This is a genomic window from Streptomyces sp. ITFR-21 (assembly GCF_031844685.1).
Lineage (GTDB): Bacteria > Actinomycetota > Actinomycetes > Streptomycetales > Streptomycetaceae > Actinacidiphila.
The window spans coordinates 964,270-976,497 of sequence record NZ_CP134605.1 but is presented as its reverse complement, the minus strand read 5'-3'; the positions used below and the strand labels follow the sequence as shown (position 1 = coordinate 976,497).

Sequence of the window (12,228 nt, the reverse complement as noted above, 5' to 3'; positions counted from 1 at the left end):
GCAAGTATCCTGCCACCCCTTCGGCGGGCGCCGCGCCGGCCCCGGGCCCTTCCGAGCGGGAGCGCTGGACGAGCGCGACCACCTGTTCCGGATGGCGGGCCACAACACGCCGGGGCGGACCCAGCGGGCCGACCACATCGCGCCCGGGATGATGCGGATCCTGGACCGGTTGCAGGACACGCCCGCCGAGGTGGTCAGCTCGCTCGCCGAGACGCTGACGCAGACCCGGCCCGCGGTCGCGCTGCTCGGCGACGCGACCGGCTTCACCGGCCTGGACCGCAGCCTGGTGCACCGCTGGTTCACCGACCCGCGGGCCCGCCGCATCTGCCCCGAGGCCGACCATCCCGAGCACAGCCGCTTCTTCGCCTCGCAGCTGCGCGCCAGGTACTCCCGGCAGGGGGCCGACTCCCGCGCCGGGCGGATCGTCGAGGCGCTGCTGGCGCGCAGCGAGGAGTTCGCCGCGCTGTGGAGCGCTCACGAGATCGGCCTGCGCCGCCACGACGGCCGCAAGCGCGTCCACTACCCCGACCTCGGCTTCCTCGAACTCCACTGCCAGGTCCTGTACGACGCCGACGGCGCCCAGGCGCTCCCGGTCCACACCGCGACCCCCGGCACCGAGAGCCACGACAAGCTCCAGCTGCTGTCGGCGGTGGGCGACCGGCCGCCCTACACGTAGCGCGCGTGTCCCGGGCGCGTGCCCCCGGATCCGTGCGTGGGCCGTGCGCCCGGATTTGCCGGCCGAGCACCCGCGGGCCGGCCGGGGGCGTTCCTCAGGGGGCGCGGCGGGCGAGCAGGCCGGACAGCACGATCTCCAGCAGCTGGCGGAGCGTGGCGGTGAAGTCCAGCCGCATCGAGGCCAGCGCAGGATCCGCCTCGTAGGCGGCGAGCATCCCGGCCGAGGGCTGGGCGTGGGTCCACACGGCGCCGGTCGTCATCAGGGTGGCGCCGGCGAACCGCAGGGCGTCGTCCGCGCCGAGTTCGGGTATGCGGTCGTCGACCAGGCGCGCCAGCGTCATGGCGTTGGCGATGGCGTCCTGCTTGTACTGGGCGGCGATCCGCGCGGACACGTTCCGCTCCAGGACGGCCGCCTGGGCGCTGACCAGGTCGCAGAGGACCGGCCGGGCGGCCAGCGAGGACGCGAGGACCGCGGCCACGGTGTCGGCCCGCTCCCGGGCTCCGGCCGCCGTGTCGACCGCGGCGGCGAACTCCGCCTCGAGGTCGGTCAGCCAGCCGCGGGAGGCGTCCCCGAGCAGATCGAGCAGGACGGCCTCGCGTGATTCGAAGTAGCGCAGGACGTTGGACTTCGCCAGGCCGACCCGGCGGCTCAGCTCGTTCAGGCTGAGCTGGGCCACGGGCATCTCGGTCAGCATCGTGGCGGCGGTGTCGAGGATGGCGCCCCTGCGCTGGGCGCGCTGCTCCTCGCTGCGGGCGCGCTGGAAGTTCGTGGCCATGCCCTCATTCTACAGACCTGCGGTCTGTTGTTATCGAACCGGCGGTCTGCTAGCGTTGAGGGCAAGAGACCGCCGGTCCTTTACGGGGCCGGCCGGACCGTCCCGCCATTTCGAGGAGCCCCCCGTGTACGTCGTCCCCGACCAGACCGGAAAGACCGTCGTCGTCACCGGCGCCAACAGCGGTACGGGCAAGGAAGCCGCCCGCCGGCTGTCCGCCGCGGGCGCGCGGGTGGTCATGGCGGTCCGCACACCCGCCAAGGGCGAGCAGGCCAGGGAGGAACTCCTGGCCGAGAACCCGCGGGCCCTGCTGGAAGTGCGCCGGGTGGACCTGGCCGACCTCACCTCGGTACGCGAGTTCGCCGAGGGCATCCTCGCCCGCGGCCCGCTGGACCTGCTGGTCAACAACGCGGGCGTGATGGCGCCCCCCACCCGGATGACCACCGCCGACGGCTTCGAGCTGCAGTTCGGCAGCAACTACCTCGGGCCGTTCGCCCTCACCCTGCGGCTGCTCCCCGCCCTGCTGGCCGCCCCCGCGCCCCGGGTCACCACCATGAGCAGCGGCACCGCCAACTACGGCCGGATCCACTTCGACGACCTCCAGTGGGAGCGGCGCCGCTACAGCGCCAACCTCTCCTACGCCCAGTCCAAGCTCGCCGACCTCATCTTCACCCGGCAGCTGGCCGCCATCGCCGCCGAGCGCGGCTGGAAGCTGCTGAGCGACGCCGCCCACCCGGGCTTCACCCGTACCAACCTCCAGAGCGCGGGCGCGAGCCTGGGCCGGGACAAGCCCAAGCGCTCCCTGCTCAACAGCCTGTCGATCCTGCCCTCGCAGGGCGTCGAACCGGGCACCGAACCGCTGTTGCACGCGGCCACGAGCCCGGACGCCACCCCCGGCGTGTACTACGGCCCCGGCGGCCGGTTCGGCCTGGTCGGGCCGACGGCCGTCGTCCGCGTCACCCGCCGCGCCCTCGACCCGGCCGTCAACGCCCGGCTGTGGGCGGAGTCCGAGCGACTGACCGGCGTGAGCCTGCCCGCTCCCGCCCGCACCGCCTGACCATGGCCGCCCGGTCAGCACCCTTGCCACCGGCCCGGCCGGTCGCCGAACCCCGGATCCCGCGGGCGATCCGGGTCCCCTCGGCCAGCGCCGCCGCCCGCGCCCCGGCCTGCCGGGCCCGTGCGGTCTGCTCCAGCAGCCGTTCGGCCTGCTCGGCGCGCTGGACGTTGCGGCGCCGCACCAGTCCGGCGGTCAGCCCGCCTCCGATCAGCACCGTGTAGCCGAGCAGCGCGGTGGTGCTGCCGCCGACGGCCAGCAGGGCCACCGCCAGCGCGACCGCGCCCGCCACCACTACGGCCAGCGACATCTCGATCCGCAGCGCGGTACCGGCCCTCAGCGCGGCCACCGCCGTCAGGGCGATCGCCGGGCTGCCGGGAAAGACCGCCGCCAGCATCCCGCCGGCCACCGCCGTCGCCAGCAGGCAGCCGGCCGTCCCGCGCGGGCGGACATCGGTGAACAGCCAGCCCGGCCAGCCAGCCGACGCGGCCACCAGCCCGACGGTCACCGCCAGGCCGCGACCGCCGCCGCCCGACCCGCCCTGGCCCGCCGCTGAACCGGAGCCGCGCCGTGACGGCCGTCCCGACCTCCCTCCCGCCTCCCGACCCGGCGGGTCGGGAGGCGGGAGGCGGGAGGCGGGAGAAAGCGTGCCCGGTCAGCGCGCGGGCAGGATCCGGCCGGCGACCTCGCCGAAGCCGATCCGGGTGCCGCCGGGGCCGGGGGCGGTCGCGCTGATCGCCACCTCGTCGCCGTCCTCCAGGAAGCCGCGGCGGCTGCCGTCGGGCAGGTCGAGCGGCTGCCCGCCGTTCCAGGTCAGCTCGATCAGCGCGCCGCGGGTCGGCCGGTCCCGGCCGCTGACCGTGCCGGAGGCGAAGAGGTCCCCGGGACGCAGGCTCGCGCCGTTCACCGTCATATGGGCCAGCATCTGGGCGTACGTCCAGTACATGGCGGCGAACGGCGGCCGGGCCACCACGTGGCCGTTGAGCCGGACCTCCAGGGAGATGTCCAGGCCGTACGGCGGGCGGGCGGCGCGGTCGTCCAGATAAGGGAGCGGCTCGGTGTCGCGGGCCGGCGGGTCGATACGGGCGGCGGACAGCGCGTCGAGCGGCACCACCCACGGGGAGAGCGAGGTGGCAAAGGACTTGCCGAGGAAGGGGCCCAGCGGGACGGTCTCCCAGGACTGGATGTCCCGGGCCGACCAGTCGTTGAGCAGGCACACCCCGAAGACGTGCGCGTCCGCGTCGGCCAGGGCCACCCGCGAGCCCTGCGGGGAGGCGGCGCCGACGACGAAGCCCACCTCGGCCTCGATGTCGAGCCGGCGGGCGGGGCCGTAGTCCGGCGCCGGGTCGGCCGGGGCCTTGCGCTGGCCACTGGGGCGGACCACGGGAGTGCCGGAGACCACCACGGTACCGGCCCGGCCGTGGTAGCCGATCGGCAGATGCTTCCAGTTGGGGGTCAGCGGCTCGGTGCCCGGCCGGAAGATCCGGCCCAGGTTCGCCGCGTGGTGCTCGGAGGCGTAGAAGTCCACGTAGTCGGCGACCTCGAACGGCAGGTGCAGGCTCACGTCGGCGCGGGGCACCAGGCACGGCTCGACGGCCGCCCGGTGGCCGTCGGCGGTCAGCCACTCGGTGAGCGCGCCCCGGACCCGGGTCCAGGCCGGGCGCCCGGCGGCCAGCAGCGGGTTCAGCGAGGGGGCGGTGAGCAGGGCGGTCAGGTCGGCCGGGGCGCCGGTCGCGCGGGCGGCGGCGCCCGCGTCCAGGACGTGCTCCCCGTAGGCCACCCCGAGTCGCCGCCCGGTGCCCGCGGCCGTGCTGAAGACGCCGTACGGCAGGTTGTGCGCCCCGAAGAGCGCGTCGGGCGGCACGGTGAGCGGGCTCGGGGAGTGCAACGGACCTCCAGGACGCAGGACGCACAAAGGGGACCACGCGGGGGACCACCCCGGGGATCACGGGACGTCCCGAGCGTACCGGCGCCCGGGTTTGGAGCTGCCGTCCGTCGAAACGTAAAGTTCGGCGCGAAGACCTGGTGGGACCCTGGCATACCGGGCGGAAGCAGAGAGAGCAGCGGCGGGATGACGGCGACAGCACAGGACCTTCACGACCCCGGGCCGCGGGAGAAACCCGCCGCCGGGGGAATCCGGCAGCCCCGGCCGGGGTCGGGTGCCGGTGCCGGCGCGGGGCCGGACGCAGGATCGGGGGCGCTCCAGGACGCCGCCGCCGGTCCGTACGGCGACGGCGGTCCGGGCCCGCGCGCCGACACCGCCCCACGTCCGTACGGCGACCGCGACGCCGAGCCGTACGGCGAGCACGGGACCGGGCCCCACGCCGACCGCGACGGCGAGCCGTACGCCGACGGTGCCGAACCGTACGACCGCGCCGCCGCGGGGTCCGGCATCGACCCGGCCCGGCTGGAGACCTGCCTCGCCGTGCTCGCCGAACTCGACGGGCTGCCGGTCGACCACCCTGACGCCATAGCGGTACGGCGGGCGACCGCCGGCGTCTACCGGACGGTGAAGCAGCGCCGCCGCCAGGAGCGCCGGGCCGCCAAGACCGCCAACGACAAGGCCGTCACCGAGGCCACCGCGACCGGCGCCGCCGACCGGATCGACGACGAGACGCTCGGCATCCGGCTCACCGCCTCCGTCAGCACCGAGATCGCCGGCATCCTGGAGCGCCCCCGGTCCTGCTACGTCTGCAAGACCCGCTACGTCGAGGTGGACGCCTTCTACCACCAGCTGTGCCCGTCCTGCGCGGCCGAGAACCGGGCCCGGCGCGAGGCCCGCACCGATCTGACCGGGCGGCGGGCCCTGCTCACCGGCGGCCGGGCCAAGATCGGCATGTACATCGCCTTGCGGCTGCTGCGGGACGGCGCCCACACCACCGTCACCACCCGTTTCCCCAACGACGCGATCCGCCGCTTCAAGGCGATGCCGGACAGCGCCGACTGGATCCACCGGCTGAAGGTCGTCGGCATCGACCTGCGCGACCCCGCGCAGGTCGTGGCGCTCGCCGACACGGTGGCCGCGGCCGGCCCGCTGGACATCCTGATCAACAACGCGGCCCAGACCGTACGGCGCTCGCCGCGCGCCTACAGCGAGCTGGTCGCGGCCGAGGCGGCGCCGCTGCCGCCCGGCGAGCTGCCCGCCGCCGAGGTCTTCGGCGCCTTCGGCTCGGGCGCGCGGACCGCCGCCGCGCTGCCCTCGCCCCGCGGCGAGGGGCTGTCGGCCCAGGACGTCACCGGACTCGCGCTGGTCAGCGGCTCCGCCTCGCTCGCCCGGATCGAGGCGGGCACCGCGATCGACGCGGGCGGCCTGGTGCCCGACCTCGACCCCAGCAACACCTGGGTGCAGACCGTCGGCGAGGTCGACCCGGTGGAGCTGCTGGAGGTGCAGCTGTGCAACGTGACGGCGCCCTTCATCCTGATCAGCAGGCTGCGGCCGGCCATGGCGGCGGCGGCGGCCCGGCGCAAGTACGTGGTCAACGTGTCGGCGATGGAAGGGCAGTTCGCCCGCGGCTACAAAGGCCCCGGGCATCCGCACACCAACATGGCCAAGGCGTCGCTGAACATGCTGACCCGCACCAGCGCGCAGGAGATGCTGGAGACCGACGGCATCCTGATGACCGCGGTGGACACCGGCTGGATCACCGACGAGCGCCCGCACCCCGACAAGGTGCGGCTGGCCGCCGAGGGCTTCCACGCGCCGCTGGACCTGGTGGACGGCGCGGCGCGCGTCTACGACCCGGTGGTCCGCGGCGAGCGCGGCGAGGACCTGTTCGGCTGCTTCCTCAAGGACTACCGCCCCTCCGCCTGGTGAGGCCGGACCGCCAAGGGCGGCCGGACAGCGGGGCCCCGGCCTGCCGGAGCGTAGCGGTGTAGAGCCGCCGGGGCGCCGGGCCGCCGTAAATCCGGTGGCAGCGCGGCGCCCCCGGCGGCAGGATGACCGGGTGAACGAGGACGGCACAGACCGTCCTGGCCGCCCGTCACGGGGGTGCGGGCGGCCCCGAAGCGCGGCACGGCCTCGCGGCCGGACGCGGCCCCGGGCCGGGTGCTCCGGCGCCGGGGCACCCGGCCCGGCTCCGGAGCGCCGGTACGTCCGCCGGCCGGCGCCGCGGGCTACGGTGGCGGTGTGTCCCCTTCCGTGCCCCCGTTCGTGTCCCCGTTCGTGATCGAGCGCCGCACCGCGCTGCCGCCGGCCGAGACCTGGCGGCGCGTCACCTCCTGGGAGCGGCACACCGCGACCGTGCCCCTCACCCGGATCACGGTGGACACCCCGCCGCCGTCCGGGATCGGCACGGTGTTCACCGCGCGGACCCGGGTGGGGCCGCTCGGGTTCGACGACCCGATGCGCGTCACCGTGTGGGAACCGCCCGCGGGGGACGCCGGGGCCGGGCGCTGCCGGCTGGAGAAGACCGGGCGGAGCGTCACCGGCTGGGCCGAGATCGAGGTGTTCCCGGACGGCGCGGGCTCGCTGGTGCGCTGGCGGGAGGAGCTGCGGGTGCGCCGGCTGCCGGGCGCCCTGGACGCGGCGACCGCGGCCTGCGGCCGGCTGCTCTTCGGGCGGGCGCTCGACACCCTGCTGGCGGGCTGAGCGCGCCCGCGACCGCCGACGGCCGCCCGCGGCACTCTCCCCGGGGCGCGGAAGCCGGGCGGCGGCGGCCCGGCTTCCGCGCGGTCGGGGGTCAGCCGGAGACGCTGGCCTGACCGGTCTCCAGGTGGCCGGTGAAGCGCTGGTTCCACGCCGGGTCGTTGCTCGCGGCGACCGTGACGTCGTACCAGCCGCTCTGGTACGCCACGGCGTTGAATTAGTCGGAGACGCTCGCGCCCGGCTGCACGGTGTACGTCCACGGCCCGTCGGAACGGTAGTTGGCCGCGGTGACGGTGAACGTCACCGGCGCGGTCCCCGAGTTGGCCAGCTCGAACCAGACGGCGAGCTTGCCGGTGTCCGGCGCGGCGGCGTAGGAAGAGGTGACGGTGAGGTTCCTGCCCGGCTGGGTCGCGTCGCCCTGGAAGCGCCGCAGGGAGCGGTTGGGACCGATGACCGACAGGTCGCAGGCGCCGCCGCCGTAACCGGTGCCGCAGTTGAAGAAGTCACTGGTGGTGCCGTTCGGGCCGACGGTGTACTGCCAGGGGCCGCCGCCGCGGTGCGCGTTGGCGTACGCCGCGAAGTGGGTGGTCCCGGTGGCCTGGGCGCCCTGGTTGGCCATGGTGATCCAGGCCGGGATCTGGCCGAGCGAGCCGGAGGTGAACGGCGACAGGTACGCGTTCGGCTGGTAGGGCAGCGCGCGGGCCGGGCGGGTGGCGGGCTCCTGCTGCGGCAGTCGGTTGTCGACCGGCGCAGGGTTCGGCAGCGGCGCGCAGGCCGCCTCGCCGATCACCGCCGCCGTGTCGGGCAGCGCCGGCAGGCCGTACACCGGGTGTGCGAAGTCGAACAGACCGGTCAGGTCGCCGCACACCTTGCGCCGCCACGCCGAGATGTCGGGGCAGGCGGCCGGCCGGCCGATGGCCGTGGTCCAGCGTTCGAGGAAGCGCAGCACCGAGGTGTGGCCGTGCACCTCGGAGTCGACCCAGCCGCCGCGGGTCCAGGGCGAGACGGCGATCATCGGCACCCGTATCCCGAGGCCGATGTTCGTACCGTTGTAGAACTCCCCCGCGGTGCCGGACGGCGCGGCGGGCGGCGGCCCATGGTCGAAGAAGCCGTCGTTCTCGTCGTAGTTGAGGAACAGCACGGTGGAGTCGAAGACGTCCGCGTTCGAGTCCGATCGCGGCGCCGGCGGCGACCGCGGAGGCGAGCAGGCCACGTCGGCTGACGGGTGCCATGGGGATGTGAACTCCGGTCGGGTGCGGGTGGGTTCGGCTCCCCGGCGGTACGGGCCCGGTCGGCGGCGCGCCGGGGGCGGCAGGGGGTGCGGCCCTGCCCGCGGCGACGGGTGGCGGACGGCTGGTGACCGGGGGGCGAACGCGAGGTGGTCCGGCGGGGTGGCGGCGGGTGTCCGGGCAGGCAGGGCCGGGTGGCGGCGGGTGTCCGGTGGCGGGTCGGGCGGTGCCCGGACGGCAGGCGTGGTCGGGCGGTGTGGTCGGGCGGTCGCGTGGTGCGGTGCGTGGTCGGTGCGGCCGAGGGGCGGGAGCGTGACACGACGACGGCGCGGCGACCCGGGCCGGGCGGCACACGCCGTACCGGCCGGCCCGGAAGCAGGGGCAAGGGTCCGGTGGGACGCCGGTGATCGCATGCTACCGGTGAGTCGGGGCGATACCACAGGGTGTTCCCGGACGTAGGCAATGGCCATGTACGGGCTTCCCGGCCGCCATCGGCCGGCCGTCGGACCGCTACCGGCCGAGTGCCGCCCGCAGCTCCGTGAGGTCCGGCGGGTTGGCCCCGGGGCGGGCCACCGTCAGGGCCGCGGCGGTGGCCGCCCGGTGCAGCGCGGCGGCCCACCCGGCCTCGTCCAGGGCGCCGAGGGCGGGCCGGGCGGCGGCCCCCAGCAGGCCGGACCCGGCCAGCGCGTCCAGCACCGCCGCCATGAAGGAGTCGCCCGCGCCCACCGTGTCGGCGACCTCGCCGGGGACCGCGGCGGCGCGGACCTCGCCCGCCGCGGTGTACGCCGCCGAGCCGTCCGCGCCGAAGGTCACCAGCACCGCGCCCGGCCCCGACGCCAGCCAGCGCCGGGCGACCCGGGCGGGCGCCTGCCCCGGGTAGAGCCAGGCCAGGTCCTCGTCGCTGGCCTTCACCAGATCGCTGAGCGCCACCCGCTCCTCGACCCGGGCCACCGCCTCCTCCCGCGGCCCGAGCAGCGCCGGCCGCACGTTGGGGTCGTAACTCACCGTGGCCCGCCCGTGCAGCCCCGCCACCACCTCCCGCACCGCCGCGGCGCCCGGCTCGGTCACCGCGCCGATCGACCCGAGGTGCACATGCCGTACCCCGGCGGGCAGCGGGCCCGCCGACCGCAGCGTCCAGCGCACGTCGAAGTCGTACGAGGCGCGACCCCACCCGTCCAGCGTCACCACCGCGGTCGGTGTGACCGCCCCCGCCCCGAGGTCGCCCAGCAGCTCCACGCCCGCGGACCGCAGATGGGCGCCGATCAGCTGACCGGCCGGATCGCCGCCCAGCTGGGTGAGCAGTGTGACCCGCCGCTCCAGCCGGCCCAGCCCGTACGCCACGTTGGCCGGACTGCCGCCGGGGTGGGTCACGTCCGGGCGGCCGGGGGCCCGCACGATGTCCGCCACGCACTCACCGACCACCAGGAAGTCGCTCATGGGGCCACATGCTGCCGTACGACCGGGGCCCGGTACGGAAAATCGCGCTCAGCGGTACGAACCGGGCAGCCCCGCGGGGCCGGCGGGCAGCCGCCCGGACACCGGACGGGCCGGGCACACCGGACGCGCCCCGCACACCGGACCGTGCCCGCCGCGCCCGGCGCGGTCCACCGGGGTGTCCGGCCCCTTGTCGAACACCGGGCGCCCACGGGATATCTTGATATCAAGCAATCCAGACCTGGAGTGGAGCGACCGGTGGCTGACTCGACCATCATCTATACGCACACCGACGAGGCCCCGGCCTTGGCCACGTACAGCCTCCTGCCGGTGATCGAGGCTTACGCCGCCACGGCGGGGGTGAGCGTGGAGAGCCGTGACATCTCCCTGGCGGGACGGATCATCGCGGCCTTCCCCGAGTACCTCGACGAAGCGCAGCGGATCCCGGACGCCCTCGCCGAACTGGGCGCGCTGGCCGGGACCCCGGCGGCCAACATCATCAAGCTGCCGAACATCTCGGCGTCCATCCCGCAGCTCAAGGCGGCCGTCGCCGAGCTCCAGCAGCAGGGCTACGCGCTGCCGGACTACCCGGACGACCCCAAGTCCGACGAGGAGAAGGACGTACGGGCCCGGTACGACCGGATCAAGGGCAGTGCGGTCAACCCGGTGCTGCGCGAGGGCAACTCCGACCGCCGGGCCCCCGCCTCGGTGAAGAACTACGCCAGGGCGCACCCGCACCGGATGGGCGTGTGGAGCCCGCAGTCCAGGACCAACGTGGCGACCATGGGCGTGGACGACTTCCGCAGCACCGAGAAGTCCGCGGTCGTCGGCGCGGCCGGCTCGCTGCGGATCGAACTGCACGGCGACGACGGCAGCACCACCGTGCTGCGCGAGTCCGTCCCCGTGCTGGCCGGCGAGGTGGTGGACGCCTCCGTGCTGCGCGTCGCCGCGCTGCGCGAGTTCCTGACCGCGCAGATCGCGCGTGCCAAGGACGAGGGCGTGCTGTTCTCCGTGCACCTCAAGGCCACCATGATGAAGGTCTCCGACCCCGTCATCTTCGGGCACGTCGTGCGCGCCTTCTTCCCCAGGACCTTCGCCGAGTACGGCGCCACGCTGGCCGCGGCGGGCCTGACCCCGAACGACGGCCTCGGCGGCATCCTCAAGGGCCTGGAGGCACTGCCCGAGGGCCCGGCCATCAAGGCGTCCTTCGACGCGGAGCTCGCCGAGGGCCCGGCGCTGGCCATGGTCGACTCCGACCGCGGCATCACCAACCTGCACGTGCCCAGCGACGTGATCGTGGACGCGTCCATGCCGGCCATGATCCGCACCTCCGGCCACATGTGGGGCCCGGACGGGAAGGAGGCCGACACCCTCGCGGTGATCCCGGACAGCTCCTACGCCGGCATCTACCAGGTCGTGATCGACGACTGCCGCGCGCACGGCGCCTACGACCCGGCCACCATGGGCTCGGTGTCGAACGTCGGCCTGATGGCGCAGGCGGCCGAGGAGTACGGCAGCCACGACAAGACCTTCGAGATCCCGGCCACCGGCACCGTACGGGTGGTCGACGCCGACGGCGAGGCCGTCCTGGAGCAGGCGGTCGGCGCCGGCGACATCTTCCGGATGTGCCAGACCAAGGACGTGCCGATCCGCGACTGGGTCAAGCTCGCCGTCTCCCGCGCCCGCGCCACCGGCGACCCGGCCGTCTTCTGGCTGGACGAGGGCCGCGCGCACGACGCGGTGCTCATCGAGAAGATCACGGCGTACCTGCCCGAGCACGACACCGACGGGCTGCGGATCGAGATCAGGTCGCCGGAGGACGCCATCGCGTTCTCCCTGGAGCGCATCCGGCGCGGCGAGAACACCATCTCGGTCACCGGCAACGTCCTGCGCGACTACCTGACCGACCTGTTCCCGATCCTGGAGCTGGGCACCAGCGCCAAGATGCTGTCGGTCGTCCCGCTGATCAACGGCGGCGGGCTGTTCGAGACCGGCGCCGGCGGCTCCGCGCCCAAGCACGTTCAGCAGCTGCTCAAGGAGAACTACCTGCGCTGGGACAGCCTCGGCGAGTTCCTGGCGCTCGCGGTCAGCTTCGAGCACCTCGCGCAGACCACCGGCAACGCCCGCGCGCAGATCCTCGCCGACACCCTGGACCGGGCCACCGGCACCTTCCTCAACGAGGACAAGTCGCCGAGCCGCCGCGTGGGCGGCATCGACAACCGCGGCAGCCACTTCTACCTGGCGCTGTACTGGGCGCAGGAGCTTGCCGCCCAGACCGAGGACGCGCAGCTCGCGCAGGCGTTCGCCGCGCTGGCCACGTCGCTCGCCGAGCAGGAGCAGACGATCGTCGCCGAGCTCATCGCCGTACAGGGCCGGCCGGCCGACATCGGCGGCTACTACCAGCCCGACCCGGCGAAGGCGGCAGCGGTGATGCGCCCGTCGGCCACGCTCAACCGGGCACTGGCGATCCTGGGCTGA

8 protein-coding genes and 2 pseudogenes are annotated in these 12,228 nt (G+C 74.9%); 5 read left to right on the top strand and 5 right to left on the bottom strand.

The window, feature by feature from the left end:
• Positions 1-61 precede the first annotated feature (61 nt).
• Positions 62-676, top strand: a pseudogene (locus RLT57_RS04415) (transcriptional regulator); the annotation flags it as partial.
• Positions 677-770: 94 nt separating this feature from the next.
• On the opposite strand, the gene RLT57_RS04410 reads toward RLT57_RS04415, so the two are convergent.
• On the bottom strand, positions 771-1,451 hold the full coding sequence (locus RLT57_RS04410; protein WP_311296045.1) for a TetR/AcrR family transcriptional regulator: 681 nt from the start codon (positions 1,449-1,451) through the stop codon (positions 771-773).
• A gap of 124 nt (positions 1,452-1,575) precedes the next feature.
• Here RLT57_RS04410 and RLT57_RS04405 point away from each other — a divergent pair, with 124 nt between their 5' ends.
• The gene (locus RLT57_RS04405) at positions 1,576-2,505 is read left to right on the top strand and encodes an SDR family oxidoreductase (RefSeq protein ID WP_311296044.1); all 930 of its coding nucleotides are present in this window, start codon (positions 1,576-1,578) and stop codon (positions 2,503-2,505) included.
• Here the strand turns inward: RLT57_RS04405 and RLT57_RS04400 are convergent.
• Together RLT57_RS04400 and fahA are read right to left on the bottom strand one after the other, a co-directional pair.
• Positions 2,432-2,995: a hypothetical protein gene (locus RLT57_RS04400; RefSeq protein WP_311296043.1), complete on the bottom strand. Its 564-nt coding sequence runs from the start codon at positions 2,993-2,995 to the stop codon at positions 2,432-2,434. The two genes, RLT57_RS04405 and RLT57_RS04400, sit on opposite strands and share 74 nt — an antisense overlap.
• Before the next feature lie 162 nt (positions 2,996-3,157).
• Positions 3,158-4,390, bottom strand: a complete 1,233-nt coding sequence (gene fahA / locus RLT57_RS04395) for a fumarylacetoacetase (protein WP_311296042.1) — start codon at positions 4,388-4,390, stop codon at positions 3,158-3,160.
• A gap of 183 nt (positions 4,391-4,573) precedes the next feature.
• Between fahA and RLT57_RS04390 the strand changes: the two genes are divergently transcribed.
• The gene (locus RLT57_RS04390) at positions 4,574-6,316 is read left to right on the top strand and encodes an SDR family NAD(P)-dependent oxidoreductase (protein WP_311296041.1); all 1,743 of its coding nucleotides are present in this window, start codon (positions 4,574-4,576) and stop codon (positions 6,314-6,316) included.
• Positions 6,317-6,628: 312 nt separating this feature from the next.
• Positions 6,629-7,090 (top strand): SRPBCC family protein, encoded by a 462-nt coding sequence (locus RLT57_RS04385; RefSeq protein ID WP_399128010.1) that lies wholly within the window; start codon positions 6,629-6,631, stop codon positions 7,088-7,090.
• Positions 7,091-7,181: 91 nt separating this feature from the next.
• Here RLT57_RS04385 and RLT57_RS04380 read toward each other — a convergent pair.
• Positions 7,182-8,255: pseudogene (locus tag RLT57_RS04380) on the bottom strand (phospholipase domain-containing protein); the annotation flags it as partial.
• Between the two features lie 571 nt (positions 8,256-8,826).
• Positions 8,827-9,753 carry a carbohydrate kinase family protein gene (locus tag RLT57_RS04375; RefSeq protein WP_311296040.1) on the bottom strand — a complete coding sequence of 309 codons (927 nt, stop codon included), beginning with the start codon at positions 9,751-9,753 and terminating at the stop codon, positions 8,827-8,829.
• A 255-nt stretch (positions 9,754-10,008) separates the two neighbouring features.
• On the opposite strand from RLT57_RS04375, the gene RLT57_RS04370 reads away from it, so the two are divergent.
• The gene (locus RLT57_RS04370; RefSeq protein WP_311296039.1) at positions 10,009-12,228 is read left to right on the top strand and encodes an NADP-dependent isocitrate dehydrogenase; all 2,220 of its coding nucleotides are present in this window, start codon (positions 10,009-10,011) and stop codon (positions 12,226-12,228) included.